2 protein-coding genes are annotated in these 17449 nt (G+C 39.4%); both read left to right on the forward strand.

Features of this window, described 5'->3' with window-relative positions; all coding sequences use genetic code 11:
- The first annotated feature begins 8 nt into the window (after positions 1-8).
- On the forward strand, positions 9-10256 hold the full coding sequence (locus FT986_RS11515) for a neuraminidase-like domain-containing protein (protein ID WP_147865185.1): 10248 nt from the start codon (positions 9-11) through the stop codon (positions 10254-10256).
- Between the two features lie 24 nt (positions 10257-10280).
- Positions 10281-17447: a SpvB/TcaC N-terminal domain-containing protein gene (locus tag FT986_RS11520; RefSeq protein WP_147865186.1), complete on the forward strand. Its 7167-nt coding sequence runs from the start codon at positions 10281-10283 to the stop codon at positions 17445-17447.
- The last annotated feature ends 2 nt before the right edge of the window (positions 17448-17449 follow it).

Raw genomic sequence — 17449 nt, forward strand, 5'->3', positions numbered from 1 at the left:
CTTAGTTTATGTCTTCATCACCAAACCGCTGGACCGATTATATTCAATTATTTCCTATTGGGCATCAGGTCGTAATTCAATCACTTAGAAAAACCTATCAAACCCAATTTCAGGTATTTGAATTTTATGAATTTCAAAAAAGATTTGATGAAGAAAATACTCTTTTATTAGAAGAACTTTCGCATATACCTGCTGAAACGGATTTTATAGTTTCTTTGAGTCAATGGTTAAAGGAAAAAGCTTTAGGCATTTCTGAGTGGGAATCATACCCTGGAAAGTTCACAGAATACGAACGTAACTTTGCAATTGCTATTTTTGAATATTATCAGGGTCAAGAAATTCCCATAGACCGATTTAGTAATTTACAGGATAGGGTTATAGCTTCAGATATTGTTTTTTCACTTCCTGGTTCGAAATCTAATTTTTGGAATTATTACATTGAAATTTTGATCAACCGTCATAGAGCCCTTCTGGAGCAACTGAGTATTATTAGACAGCCAGAAAGTGTAAGGGCTTGCCCAGGGGAAAATATAATGTTTACCGTAGAAGCAAACTCTGAAGAAGTTTCTTATCAATGGATTAAGGATGGAGTAGATCTTGAGGGAGAAACCAAGAGCGATTATGGCTTCGAATTGACAGCAGGGGATAACAATACCATAATTACGGTAAGGGTTTCTAATGAGGAAACCTCAGTACTTTCAGAACCAGCTACGATTACGGTAGATATTCCGGAAATCTTACACCAACCACGTGATGTAAGTGCGAAATCAGGTACGGCAGTTACTTTTAGTATAACAGCGACAGGGAAAGGTATTTCTTATCAATGGAGAAAGGATGAAACTCCACTAGAAGGAAAAACAGATCCTGTATTGTCCCTACAAAATGTGAATTTGGTCGATATGGGTTTATATGACTGTGTTGTGAGCACTTCTTGTCAGTCTATTGTTTCTCAAAAGGCTACTTTGGTAGTTTTAGATAATTATGTAGTAAAAGGAAAAATTATCAAGTCCGATCGTTCCCCCGCTGTTGGTTATTCGGTTAAAGCATATCATTCTCAGAACGGAGCAAAAATTTTACTAGGAGAGCAACAAACCAATAACGATGGTAACTACCTTATATCTTTTACAGCCGAACAATTTGGATTAGCTTGGAAAGGTAAAGCTAATCTTTTTATAGAGGTTACTTCTCAAGGAGTCAACCAAAGATCACCATTAATTATTGGAGCAAAAAAGTTGCAGTCCATAAATATGATTACTTCCCAGAAGACCATTAAGGGCATTAATGAGTTTAATAAGGTGAAAGAGTGGTTTGATCTGAATGCACCAAATTTCTCATGGAGTGAAGTTACCCAACATGATGTCGATACATTTTCTAAGCAATCTAATCTTCCTCAGGGCTGGGTAAAAGCTTATAGTCAAGCCCATTTGATTTCTTCATCTCCAGATCAGGTTGAAGGTTATTATAGCTTAATTCGAACTAAAGCAGGTTTTAAAGCTAAAGATATTATCAATTTAAAAACAGAAGACACTTTAAAGGCTATTACTATCGCTAAAGAGCGTAACATAATATCGACTTCTTTTAATGAAACAGCTTTTGTTGATCAGCTAACTTCAAGCTATGAAAGTGAAGTTGATAGTTTGATTCAGTCCAGTTCAGATAATGATATAAAGAAATTTGTTAGTCTTGTAGATTTTGGCAGCGCATCCCTAACAACCAAAAGAAAATTTTTTGATTTATATAGGGAGCATAGGGATTCTCCAGAAAATTTCTGGAATGCCGTAGACGAAAATTTAAGTACCTACAGTCAAAGCCTTAAATTGATATCGCAAATGGGAGCGGTTACTTCCTCCAATTTAGATTTAATGAGTGAATTAAGAAGCTCACATACGTTTACAAAAGCTCAAGACTTGGTTCAAGTAACGGAATCTGATTTGGAAACCAACATTCAAAATGCGGGAGATCCAATTCCTCCTTATATTGAAGGGGACACCATTAATGAAAAACGTAAAAATTACGCACAATGGATAAGTGTTCAGATTGAAGAAGCATTCCCAACACCATATATGGCCGCTCGGATTTCTGAAGACGCTAGTTTTCCCTCCCAGACGGATTTCAATACTTTTTTTAAAACCAATGAAGGTTTTGAATTAGGAAAGGAGCCTATTCACAAGTACCTTAATGACAATCCTAATTCTCTTTCAGGGATTTCAGATCCAGAGGTCTTTACAAAGGATTTGCTTAAGCTGCAAAGGTTCCATACCATCGCTCCAAGAGATAAAAAGGCAAAAACAGCAACGGTGCTTTATAATAGAAATTATGAGAGTGCTCCGCATATAGCAATGACATCATTTAATTCATTTCTTGCGGATCTCTCCAGTGATATAGGAGAGGTTTCTGCTAGCCAAGTTTATGCAAGTGCTAGAGAAGTGACAGCAAGGTCGATTAATCTAGCAGGAAAATATAACCAAGGACTTAATGCTGCGGAATTTAGTGTAGTTCGTGGCAATAGATTAAATACTTATAGCAATCAGGTGACAAACATTTTTCCCGATATAGAATCTCTATTGGGAAAAACAGATTATTGCTCTTGTGAACATTGCAAATCTATTTTTGGTCCAGCTGCTTATTTAGTGGATTTAATTCAATATGGTCAAAAAATTAAAACAGGAAACCTATCTCTATATGAATTGCTGACACAGGTTTATGAAGGGGTCAATAATTCACGAAGAGGTGATATGCCTAAGATAGATTTGAGTTGTGATAATACCAATATTCCACTCCCTGCTATTGATATTGTCAATGAACTTTTATGTGATCTCGTTCATACCTCATTTCCAGATAATCGACAAACCACGTGGAGCGCTGAAGAATTGCGTATTGCTCCAAAATACCCACCTACGGATGAGATCAATACTATTCTATCTACGAATAAGTTTCCTTGGAAATTGCCTTTTGATTACTTTTCCAGCTCTATAATTCTTCAATTGCCTATAGTGCAAACTTCAAGAGAAGAAATAGCTTGGAGCCTTCCACAAGATGGTGGGGATACCGCTTCTGGAGATGAACTTCAAAATATTCGTACAGTGGGTACTTTGGCCATTTCCAAGCCAACGTGGTTGCGACTTAAAATGAACCAGTTTGATATCAATACCACTTATAATGTATCTGGAGATATAAGTGATTATTTTGAAAATAGTGGAGGAAATCTTCTTATAAAAAAATTGATTAATCATATTGGTATTTCTTTTGAGCGTTTTCAAAACTTACTCAAGACTGAGACATTAAACCCTTACCAAGCTGATGGTAGCCGTAAATACTCCATATCCTATGAAGAAGAAGGTTGTTCTTTAGAAAGTGCAAGGATATCAGATGTGAGTAATTTTTATCAGCGCCTGTATTATTTGGAAAAGCTTTCTTCTTCTTTAGGATGGGAACTTTCAGTTGCCGATCTTTTTGTTCGTGGTTATAATCTAGAGGGAGCAATTGATAGCCCCAACAATACAGACTTGGATAATGCTATACAAAATGTGGCCTTGATAGAGAAATTGGCAAAAAAACTCCGTGTAAAAACCTCTGATGTATTGAGTTGGTTTACTCGGATCAATACCACCACATACCTAGAAAATGACGCTACGCAATTTGAGAATATTTATCTCAATCCAGAGGTGGGCTATACGTATACGGACATAGAAAAAAATGGTTTGAAGCTTAACAATCAGCGTACGGGTATAGATTCTCCCAAATCATTAGGTGAAATGAAAAACGCTATACTTTCTTCTCTCCAAATCAGTGAAAATTCTTTAGATGCTTTAGTCGAAAGTGGATGGTTGGGAGAAGATAATTATGCCATGGAAACCACTTTGATACGCTTGTCTCTACTCCATGGGTATACTGAAATGGCTCATGCGCTTGAAATCGACATTCCTGAGTTAATTATGTTATGGAAAGGGTTTATTAATGGTACGGAAACACCATTAGATCGCTCGGATCAAAATATCAAGAACCTATTAGATTTTGTTGAGTTTGTAAAAAAATTGGATAGGTCAGATTTTTCACTAGAGGAGGTTGACCTTCTTTTTAATTATAAAGATCTAGAGAAAATATTACCAGTAGCCGATATCACTACTTGGTTGAAAAAATTTCGAGCAACTTTAAACGTACAGTGGAGACAGACTATTGACAACTTAAAGGATATACCCAAAGGAATCCGTTTTTTATTAGAAACTCAAACCATAAGACCAGTTGAAGATATTGACTATAAATATATTGATGTACTTATTCAAGGAGATTATGGCGATCCCATACAAACGGAATTATCCAATTGGTGGAATAACCAATTCTCTTTGGTAAATGACACCACCATTGATAAAATTGATTTTGAAAAAAAGGTGATCAATTTATCTGCTGCAGAATATGAGAACGATAAAAATAATCGTATTCAATATGTGTATGAAACTTTCTTTACAGCACAACAAACTAATTCAAATCAACCATCTTTAATAGAGACAGTATTCACACAGTACCTCAATCAATTTGCTCTTCAAGAATTTATTTCACATTTTCTAGAAACCTTCCCACAAGTAGCAAGTTTACAGAGTACTTTGCTAATGGATTCTAATTATCTACAGAGTTTTACTAATCCTACAGACTCCTTAATTAATGTCTTTACAAGTAAGACAGGATTTATTGAAAATGAGCAAGCTATAAGTCCAACTCATTTTCCAGAAGTATATGCGGCTTATCGACTTATTTTTAAAAATTTACTTTTCCTATCCAAGTGGAAACATATAGATCAATATTATTCTCTTTTCTATACCCAACAACCCGATAATTGGCCAACACCTTCTACATTTCCCGTAATGGAAGGACCTGGAATTGAAATGAGCGGACTTCTAGATGTTTGGAGATTACAAGAAGTAGAAAAAAATCAAGACTTGGACAAATCAGAATTGTTCTTGATGTTATTACAAGCATATCAGGGGGAATTAGAAGATCAAAATGAGACTCAAGAGCGTTTGTCCACGCTTACAGCTTGGCCACTTTTAGAAATACAGCACCTTACAAGCTCCTCAGGTTTTAATTTCACAGGTTCGTATTATCTTCAGTCGGCTTGGATCTATCAGCTTTATCGTGCCTTTAGCGTTGCAGAAAAGTTAGAGGTAAAACCATCTGTGGTACAAGGGTGGAACAAAATGATTTATTTAAAAGCCGATGCTTCTGCCGTACAACAAGCAGTAAGGAAAAAACTCTCAGGAGACACAGGAACTAATAAACTGATCGAAGTAAATGATGGTTTACGAGAAACTTTACGTGATGCTTTGATGAATTATGTAATTTATAAAACTCAAGTGTTGGATGGAGAGCTTTTTGAAAAAAGTAAAGCGGGATTATCAGACTTTCTTCTTGTTGACATACAGAAGAGTGCATGTGGAATGACCACAAGGGTTAAACAAGCGCTATCGGCTATTCAAATGCTTATGCAACGTGCTTTGATGGGATTGGAACGTTTGGAGGGAACCCCAGTTACATTTGAAGTACCAAACGCTCTTGCCAAAGAATGGGTATGGCGTAAAAATTACCGCGTATGGGAAGCCAATCGAAAGGTTTTTATGTATCCGGAAAATTGGTTGCTCAATGAAACTCGAGATGACCAGACGCATCTTTATCAAAATTTCGTAGAAGAACTTTCTCAAAGCAATGTCACGGATGAAAGTGCCCGTAGGGCGGTCACTAATTATTTACGAGATTTGAATGAGATTTCAAAATTGGAGATTGCACAGATATACCAAGAGGAGTATAATATTAGAAGTGCCAGAAGACAAAACCTCACCAATACGGTACATATATTTGCCCGTACTAAAAACGAACCTCATGTGTATTACCATCGCAAATGGGTTGATAATGCTTATTTTAGTCCATGGGAGGAACTTCCGTTGGAGATTGAAGGAAACCACTTAATTCCTACACAATATGCAGGTAGATTATGGCTGTTTTGGCCTATTTTCATAGAAAAAGGAAAAGAAGGTGGTGAGGTATCTACTAACCTTAGTAATGTTCCCACACCTCAAAATGGAAAAATGTCTGCAACACCACCACAGCCAGAGAAATATTATGAAATACGTATGGGATGGACTACTGCCTTTCGTGGTCAATGGCAACCTAAAAAAATTTCTAAGGAAATATTCAGTACTAAAGAAATTGAATATGGTGATAAAAAAAATTATTATTTCTACACAGATATAAATAGTAATAACGACCTTATTCTAACTCCTATTTTTTATCAACCAGAAGAAGGTAATAACGAGAATTTTACAGGAATTACTTTAAACCAGTCCATGCGTTTTTCAGATAGTAATGCCCAACCAGAACTACTAAACGATGCAACTATAATACCTAGTACGTATTTATTACCGGGAGGAATTCCCAATTATATGCAAAATAGATTTCAAAAAAATGATCCTATTCCTAGGTTTACTTCTGGCCCTTTTGCAGAGGATCCAGCCGCCAATCGCATGATCACTTCGGTGACTTCTTCACAAGCAACTATACCCCAACAGTTTCCTTTTGATAGCATTCGATCTGATTATGTATTTTTTCTTGAAGATCAAAATCGTAATTTCTTGGCCAATCCAGAGCATTATCCTTTTTCACTAACCGATATTAGTAGGTCTACGGTAGATGCAATTAGCGCTACCGTTTCCCGAGCGATGACTATCAGTTTTACCGAGAGTCAGCTGAGTAGGGATGATAGGGATGGAGAAAGTAGAGCGGTCTTATTAGGAAATGGAAATCTTAGTCCAAATAGACAAGGAAGTCCAGTAGGAACTACTTCTGAAAATATTTTTTATGGTTCAGATGCAGAAAACCATACGATATACTATGGAAATGCTGATGCAAGTGGAGAAGCGGGTAGACCAGATCGACCAGAAATTATACTTGAAGAGTTCGATCCATCAGATGAAGAAGATACAGAAAACCCACCAACCCCCTTATCGCCAAGCCATCGTTTTTATGCTAATTACCATCCGTATGCAGACGACTTCTATCAGCAAGTGAACCGTTATGGGTTAAGGGGTCTATATGAACCCTTCCAGGAAAATCTTAAACGGCAAATGGCACAAACAGATTTTAATTTTAATACAGTATATAATCCAAGCTCTGGAGTTATCCCTAAATATCCTATAGAAGATATTGACTTTTCTTCTTTTGGAGCTTATAGTGTTTATAATTGGGAGTTATTCCTGCATATCCCTATGACCGTAGCAGAAAACCTCACAGCAAACTACCGTTTTGCAGAAGCTCAAGAGTGGCTACATCATATCTTCGATCCTACAGAATCTGAAGGACAAACCCCTCAGCGTTTTTGGAAGATTAAACCTCTATTTGAATTCTCGGCTTTGGATACCGAAGAAGAACTCATAGAGTTTATGAATGGAAGCGACGAAAACTTGGATAAGTTGGTTAAATTGTGGGAGAAAGATCCTTTTAATCCCCATCTTATTGCTCGTTTTCGTATTTCTACTTATATGCGTAGGATTATTATGATTTACATTGAAAATTTATTAGCTTGGGCCGATCAGCTTTTTACGAATGATAGTATAGAATCAATAAACGAGGCTTTTCAAATTTATATGTTGGCTTGGCGAATATTAGGAGAACGTCCGCAAAAATTACCAGCGCAAGAGAATAATGTGAAAAGTATCCAGGAGTTATTAAATCCAAATTCTTTTACAGAGTTTAGTCCTTTGGATTATTTATCTGATGTGGTGACTACCCATCTGATCAATACTTCGGTGAATTTTAATTCGTCTGTCTGGCAACCACCGGCACAACACCTGAGTCCGTTGCCTGTAATGACCGATAACCTTAATCAATCGCTCACATTGAATGATGTTGTTTTACAGGACAGTAATAATTTCACTTCTTTATCAGAGGAGCAATTTTATGCTCGCCGAGTAGCAAGGTCTAATGATTATAATCCAGCGGCCGATCAATTTACGCAAGCGGCAGAAGCGATGAACACTTTAGGTTATTTCTGTGTGCTACCCAATACACAAATGTATGAGTATTGGGATACGGTAGAAGATCGTCTTTTTAAGATAAGAAATTGCTTAAATATTGCAGGGGAAGAGCGTACACTAGCATTATTTGAACCCCCTATTGATCCTGGAGCCATCATTGCTGCTCTGGTAAATGGAGCTAGTCTGGGTTCAGCTATTAGTGGAATTACAGCACCATTGCCTTATTATAGGTTCCGTTACCTTTTAAACAACTGCTTTGCATTAATACAAGAAGTAAAAGGACTGGGACAATCGATGTTGTCTGCTTTAGAAAAAGCGGATAGCGATGAGCTTGTTTTATTAAGGGAACAACATCAACAAAGTGTACTGGAAGCAGTTCGCCAAGTAAAAATTAAAGCAGTAGAGGAAGCGGAGCAATCATTCCGAGCATTACAATCCCAACTTGACAACGTAAAGTATAGAGAGCAGTTCTACCGAAATCGCAAGTATACCATTGCAGAAGAAGAGAATTATATTAAGGGAATGCAGAAGGCGAATACATATACATCTAAGGCTTCAGGTTTGACAGTAGTTAGTGGCGTATTATCAGCACAACCTTCATTTTCGGCAGGACTTAATGGAGCTTTTGGATCTCCACATGTTTCTACCTCATTTGGAGGACAAACTTTAGCTGCTGCCACTAGTGCGGCAGCAAGTGTTAATGGATATTCTGCTGGAATTGCAGGAAACAAGGCAGGCATAGAAAATACCAAAGGAAGTTGGAAACGTCGTCAAAATGAGTGGACTTTTCAGGCAGAGACTGCCAAAAAAGAGGCTTTGCAAATCGATGAGCTTATTGCTGCTGCTCAAGTCCGTATTGAAATGGCCAAAAAAGACCTACAGGCTCACGACCGTCAAATTACCAATGCGGTGGAAACCCAACAAGTGATTGATTCCCAATTTAGTCACCGAGATTTGTATATGTGGATGAAATCTGAATTGAGTACCCTTTATCGTAAGGCCTATAACGATGCATTAACCTTGGCAAAACAAACCCAACAATGTTTCCATTTTGAACTTTGGGATGCCAATGGCCCTACTACCAATACTTTTATTACCGATACGCATTGGGACGGTTTAAAGAAAGGACTGCTATCGGGAGAAAAACTAGAGCGTGAGTTGCGTAGCATGCAAAAAAGTTATGATGATCAAAATGAACGGCTTTTTGAACTGAAAAAACATATCTCTCTTTCGATGATAGATCCTGGGGCATTGCTGAGGCTAAAACGAACAGGGAAAACTACCTTTAGTATCCCAGAGTTCTTATTTGATTTGGATTATGCGGGACAATATCAACGTCGTATCAAATCCGTTTCGATTACGATACCTTGCGTGTCCGGACCTTATGGAAACATAACAGCAAGACTTTCTCTTACTAATAATCAAGTCCGTAAAGATGCAAGTCTGATTAATGAGGACTATGAAAAACAAGAAAATGACCCTCGGTTCCAAGCAGGTATTTCACCTTCACAAGGTTTAGCTACTACCATCGGTACGAGTAGTGCAAATAGAGACAGCGGTTTATTTGAGCTCAATTTTAATGACGAACGTTACCTTCCATTTGAAGGGGCTGGAGTGATTAGTGATTGGGTACTGGAACTTCCTACCGTTTATGAACAGTTCGACTATGACTCCATTAGTGATGTTATTCTGCATATGGATTATACTTCACGAGAAAACACAGGAACCTTTAAAACGGCTGTGAATACCTATTTAACTGATAACTTAAACTCGGCGATGGAAAGTGATGAAGGCTGGAGCGAATTGATCAGTATGAAATCGCAATTTTCAGATGCATATTATAAATTCTTACATCCTGCGGAAGGACAAAACATGGAAACAGAATTCGTGATCACCAACAAACAGTTTCCTTATATTTTTAATGGATTGGATACGGAGATTACCAGCATCCTTTTGCTTATCCAGCCTAGAAAAGGAGAGGAAGGTGATTTTAGTCCTAATCAAGTAGAGGTTAAATTAGGAGAAACAGGAAATACTCCTTATTCGGAAGAACAAATGGGGTTTGATAATTCGGAAGACCTAAAGACTAAAGGCTTATTGTATGCTGAATTCGGCGGACTTTCAATTGAGGGAACAGACAAAAGTTTAACGCTTATCAAAACCAGTGAGGATGACCCTGTAGTTCCTGAAAAAATAGAAGATATTATGTTGTTGGTAAACTTTAAAAGAGCCTAAGAACGCGGAGTTAAATTTTAAAGCATGAAAGACCAGAATCAAAAAACAGAGCAATCACCAGCACGAGCCTTGACGACTACTGAAGAAAATAGTTCAGGAAGCAATATAAGATCAGGTACTTCCTCTGGATCATCAACGGCAGGAAACAATCCTACTGCAGTAGAGTTACCTAAAGGGGGAGGAGCGATTCGGAGTATGGGAGAAAAATTCTCGGCCAACCCCGTAACGGGAACGGCTTCCTTTTCCATTCCTTTGCCCGTAAGCAAGGGGCGAAACAAGTTTCAGCCCCAGCTAAGTCTTTCGTACAATTCTGGAGGAGGCAACAGTCCGTTTGGAATGGGCTGGAATGTAGGTATAGCTTCCATTACACGTAAAACCAACAAAGGGCTTCCTAAATATACACCAGAAGATGTTTTTTTATTAGCGGGCGCAGAAGATTTGGTACTTGTGTTAGAGAGTAATGGAACGACCTATAAGCGTGAGGAGACCAATTATTTGGTCTATAGGTATCGTCCGCGGGTAGAAGGCTTGTATCACCGTATTGAACGTTGGGAAGATAAGAATAGTGGCGTGAGTCATTGGCGACTGACCGATAAAGAAAACGTCACTTCGGTATTTGGGGAAAGCCTACAAGCACGGGTTTTTGATCCCAATCATGAAAAGAATATATTTGAATGGATGATTGAAAAGCGGTACGATGCTTTGGGAAATATCATTCAGTTTGAGTACAAACGGGAAAACGATCAAAATATCGATCCAAGCCATCCTTGGGAAGGGAACCGCTTAAGCATGCAGAACTCCTTCAACCGCCTTTATCCTAAAAAGATTTTGTATGGTAATACGGTGATGTTTACCGATCCTTCTTTTGAGAGTACGAATGATTGGCATTTTCAATTGGTGATGGATTATGGAGAACATCCATTAGAAAACCCTACGCCTTCAGAAACCAATCCTTGGCCGGTGCGTCAAGATCCGTTTTCTACATATCAAGCACGTTTTGAACTGCGTACCTATCGTCTATGTCGACGGGTATTGCTTTTCCATCAATTTTCAGGAGAAAATCAAGGAAATCCATTTTTGGTAAAGGCTTTAGAACTGAGCTACGATGAAAACCCAATCGCATCCCAGCTCAACCAAGCTTTACAGCGTGGTTATCGGGATGGGAATTCAGAGACAATACCTGCCTTAAAATTTTCTTATACCCAAGCGGAGGTAAACCCTATGGTACAAAAACTTGACCCTGAAATCACCAAAAACCTACCTGCTGGGATAGGAAGTGGTTATCGTTGGGCAGACCTCTATGGGGAAGGGATTTCTGGGATATTGAATGAAAGTGGCGGCGCTTGGTTTTATCAACCCAATGATGGGGATAAAAACTATTACAAAGACCATCCTGAGGAGGAAGAGCCAAAACCCGTGCTAGATTTGGCTCCAATGTTACGGCTTAAACACCATCCCGTACCGGGTACCCCAGCAGATTTACAAGATATGGACGGGGATGGAAAACCAGAGCTGGTCATACGCCAGCCGGGAATGCAAGGAATATTTGAGTGGCCCTTCGGCGCTCCAGAGGGTCTGGGAGAAGTTGCTCAACGTAGGGAACCCCAAATTTCCAAAGGTTATTTTCAGCCGTTTGATGGGGCTCCTAACCTAGATTGGGAAAGTGAAGATATACGTTTTGTAGACTTAACAGGAGACGGCTTGGCCGATATTTTGATTACCCAAGAAGACCAAATCGCATGGATTCCCTACCACAATGATCCGCCAGGTTATGACAAACCACATCAGGTAGCCAATGCCTTGGAAGAAGAAAAAGGACCACGGGTCGTTTTTTCGAATGGCTACCAAAATATATTTTTGGCAGATATGAGTGGCGATGGCCTCTCTGATCTGTTGCGTATAGAAAACGGATCGGTATGTTATTGGCCCAACTTGGGTTACGGACATTTTGGTGCCAAGGTAAGCATGGGAAGCGTACCTCATTTTGAGCGTAGGGGGTTTTTTGACGGAAGCCGCATACGCTTGGGCGATACTGATGGAAGCGGGACTACCGATATTATTTACTTGGGGATAGAGAAAACCACCTATTACCTTAACCAGTCGGGCAACAGCCTCGCCGATCCTGTGGAACTGGAATTGTTTCCGCAGATGGATAATTTAGAAAGTATTGGGTTACAGGATATCTTTGGGAATGGTACGGCCTGTTTGGTATGGAGCAGTCCCCAAGAGTATGCCAAACCTTTTCAAATTCGGTATATCGATTTGATGGGACAAAAACCTTATCTGCTAGAAGAAACCGATAACAGTATGGGCGGATTACGAAAATTCAGTTATGCGCCTTCTACCAAGTTTTACCTCCGCGATCAGCGAGAGGGAACCCCTTGGGCAACAAAACTGCCTTTTCCCGTGCAAACCTTGGAACGGGTAGAGGTGTATGAGCAGATTACAGACAGGCGTTTTGTAAGTCGATATGCATACCACCATGGATATTTTGACCCTGTAGAACGGGAATTTCGTGGGTTTGGGATGGTAGAACAATGGGACAGTGAAACCTATGCCTCGTTTAACCTTCCTGCCCTGTACCAAGTAGGGAGCAACGCTTTGGAAGAAGAAAGCCATACGCCACCCACCTATAGCAAAAGCTGGTTCCATAATGGATATTACAATGCCACTGGGCGTTTGGAAGAAGCTTACCAAAAAGAATATTGGCAAGGAGATGTGGAAGCCTGGCACTTGCCTTCGGTGGTTTTTTCACCCCAGCAATACGCCAATTGGATGCCCGAAGAATTAAGGGAAGCCCATCGAGCACTAAAGGGAAGCTTGTTAAGACAAGAGGTGTATGGACTGGATGGTACCGAAAAACAAAATATACCCTATCAGGTTACTGAAAATAGTTTTTTCACCCAGCTTTTACAAAAGAAAGGACGTAACCGCCATGCGGTGTTTCGTGTATTCCAACGGGAAGCCTTGAGTTATGGGTACGAACGAGAGACAACGGATCCTAGAATAAGCCATCAACTCACCTTGGAAACCGATACTTATGGAAACGTGCTCCAAGCTGCCCAAGTAGGCTATCCCAGAAGAGGAACGGGACACGAACCCGAACAACAGCGTTCTTATATTTCGGTGAATCAGACAAGTTTTATCAATAAAGAAGATAGCTTAGATTTTTATCGCATTGGCGCACCTGAAGGTCAAAGCCTTTGGGAATTCCGCTCTAGCTATACACCCGATTCTGAAAACGGACTCCCCCCTTGGCGACCCAATGATTTAAAAAGCATGATCCATGGAGCAACGCTCATTCCGCCAGAAGGGAACTTTACGGGGAGTGGCAACGAAAAGCAGCTCCAAAGCCAAGCTTATAGCACCTATTACAGTCAAGATTTAGCGAGCGAACTTCCACTTGGGGAGATTGCTGCGCACGGCTTGCCGTACCGCAGTTATCAATTGGCGTTTACCGAGGGCTTGATCGAAGCTATTTACAATACGGGAACCACCCGAATCGACTTGAACACTAGTCCTAACCCGATGACAGAAAGTGGTTATATAGAAGATCCCTTCGGTTCTACTCAGGGCAGGTGGTGGGTACCTTCGGGACGCATGGTTTTTAATGCGAATGCTTTTTACCAGCTTCAAGAGCAACACGATCCTTTTGGAGGAGTAACCCAGCTCACTTACGATGCGTATGATCTATTGATCACACAGGTAGAAGATCCGTTAGGCAATAACACCTCCGTAGATAACGAATATGTGAACTTGCAAGCTTGGCAGCTGACCAATGCCAACGGAAACCGCCAAGCAGTAACGTTGGATGCTTTGGGCAGGGTAACGGCTCAGGCCGTGATGGGAAAAGCACCGTCTGATCCAGATTATCCTGGGTATGAAGAAGGCGATTCGTTAGCCGTACCGGGAACTACTTTTACTTATAATTTTCACGCCTTCCAGCAGAGTGGCGATCCTGCCTCGGTCACGGTGGTCAAACGGGAAACTCATATACATGCGCCAAATGCGAATAACGATACCTTAACGGAGGTCGCTTATACCGATGGCTTAGGGAAAGAACTACAACGACGGGTACAGTTTGGTGAGGAAGAAAACGGCATCATACCCGTTTCAGTTACCGGTAGGCAAATCAAGAACAATAAAGATTTGGTGGTCGTGCAATACGAACCTTATTTAGATAGCGGATTGGCATATACCGAAAATACGCCCCCCGAAGTTTCTAAAATACGCATGTATTACGATGCGTTAAACCGATTGGTACGGACAGATTTTGAAGACGGTACTTTTACGAAAGTAGAATTTAATGCATGGCAACAACGGGAATACGATCAAAACGATACGGTGATCGATAGCCAATGGTATATAGACCGTGGTAGTCCCGATCCTTCTGGGAGTGAACCCAACGATCCTGAAGAGCGCGCAGCTTGGTTGGCAGCGAAAGCCTATAATACCCCGCGTGTACTCGAGTTAGACCCACTTGGGCGGATGTTTTTACGACGAAACGATAATGGGAGCGATGGCACGCCGGTATTTTATGATACTCGGTTTGAGCTAAGCATTAAAGGAAACAAACGCAAAATGATCGATGCCCGTGGAATGACCACGGAATATAAAACAGGTTTACACGATCCCAAAGTAGGGGAAGAGGGCGAGGAAGAACAGCTTTGGAGCCTTATTGATAACCCCGATAGCGGAAAAACATGGTTATTGCCCGATGTAATGAACAAACCTAGCTACAGTTGGGATGGCCGAGGTTATAGACAGCGAATGGAATACGATATTGCCCAACGCCCTATTGAAAAATGGGTGCAAGCTCCCAATAATACCAACGAAAGTTTAAAACAAAGAACCGTTTATGGTGAAACGGCCAATAGTCCTAGAACAGAAAATTTATTGGGACAAATTTTTGAACAATACGACCAAGCAGGGAAACAAAGTTTTACAGCTTACGATTTTAAAGGCAATTTAAACACAGAAGAACGCAAGTTTGCTCAGGTTTTTGATACGGTATTAGATTATAGTGGGAGTGTCACTTTTCTAACAGAAATTTACAGTACTTCCTATACCTACGATGCTTTAGATAGACCGACTAGCAAAACAACTCCCGATAGTAGTACGGCTAACTACAACTACGCTAAAAATGCGATGCTAGAAAGCCAAACGCTTGAGGTACGCGGAAGCGGTAACGAAGAACAAGCTATAAACAATATTACCTACAACGCCAAAGGGCAGCGCACCGATATCTATTATGCCAATGGCAGCAAAACAAAATACGTATACGATTTAAAAACCTTTCGAATTAATCGTATCTTAACCACAAGAAACAATGGGCAGGAGATTCTGCAAGACATTAACTATACGTTCGATGCTGCGGGAAATATTACTCAACAACGTGATGATGCCCAGCAAACGATTTATTTTAGTAACCAAGTGGTGCAGCCTCTTTGTAAATATACCTATGATGCTTTATACCGGCTAAAACAAGCCACGGGCAGAGAATTAAATGGATTAGTACAACCTAGCGCAAGTGACTGCCCTATACAAACTCCGGTACCAGATACCGAAACCCATGCCTGTAGAAATTATACCTTAAATTATGATTATGATGAGTTAGGGAATATTTTACAGATACAACATATTGCCCAAAACGGGAACTGGACACGCAATTATTTTTACCCTACTGATAATAATAAATTAATAGGTCATACTAGCGGACAAACCGATTATACCTATGATGAAGCCGGAAATATGCTGAGTATGCCTCATTTAAGTGAAATGGGTTGGGATGAAGATGATATGCTGGTTAAAGCCGACTTAGGTGGGGGAGGCACCGCCTATTATCGTTATGATGGTCGAGGACAAAGGATACGTAAAGTAATTGTAAACGGGAATGTCAAAAAAGAACGTTTATATATAAATGATTTTGAACTCTGGCAACAAAGCACGAATGGAACAATAGAAATTGAAAGAGAAACTTTATCAATGAGTGATAAAGAAAAAAGTTTTTTACGATTAGAAACTTTAACGATAGATAATAGTAATATTATTTCTACACCTTTTACCAAATGGCGTTATCAATGTGACAATCCTCTACAGAGCATATGTTTAGAACTGGATAAAAGTGCTTCTATAATTTCTTATGAAGAATATTATCCCTTTGGAACAACTTCATATCGATCAGGAAAGAATCAAGCTGAGGTTAAGCTAAAGCAATACCGATATAACGGTAAAGAGCGAGATGAAGAAACTGGATTGTACTATTATGGAGCGAGATATTTAGCAGCTTGGATAGGTCGTTTTATCTCATCAGATCCTATTGGTGATGATTTTCCAGGACTTTCTAATTATCAATATGCCAGTAATAACCCAATATTAAATATAGATTTAGATGGTCTGGAAGGAATGACTGGATTTTTCTTCGGTAATCAAGCTACGGCCCAGCAACAAGCTTATGAAGCACAACAAAAATGGGGAAATAAACCTCTAAGTAATGAAGTAAAATCTTGGCCTTGGGATGGAGGAGTAAGTTCTTGGTATTTTGATTTAGATGTAGGAGCAGGAATAGGTTATGGATTAAATTATGTAGAACAAAGTGGTATAGCATATGATGAAGTGGGTAAAACACATTTTATTATGTCATCAATTTTAAAAATTACAAACCAAAATTTAGAAGATAGTAGCAGAAACCCTCAATTGATAGGAGGTATAGCAGCAAGTCTCACTTTTAATTATAAATTAAATAAGAGTGCTAATACTTTTTATGGCTTAGTTGGTGGAGCATCATTATCCTTGCCTACAAGTAAACCTGGTTATGGTGTTTCTTTTGCTCTTGGTTGGAATAAAGACGAATTCAATATAGGAGTAGGATTAGGAGCTGGATTTAAAATTAATATATTAAATCCGGAAATTAAGGAATCTATATCCTTAACAGATAAACAAGCTGAAATTGTAAATGATGCTACAGATGTTTGGACAGAGAGTTGGATTGTAAAACATGAGATTTTTGATAAAGACTCAAAAACTTGGTCCGGAGCAGTGTATACAAAAGATAAAAGAGGGGAGTTTATTTATACCGGAGTTACTGTAAATAGCTCAAACATACAAGATGAAAATGGTAATAATTTACCCTTAGGTGTTTGGACTTCTAAAGAATATAGAAATCAAGCAATAATAGCAGAAAATAAATAAAT

This window comes from Mesonia sp. K4-1, from assembly GCF_008017825.1.
GTDB lineage: Bacteria > Bacteroidota > Bacteroidia > Flavobacteriales > Flavobacteriaceae > Mesonia.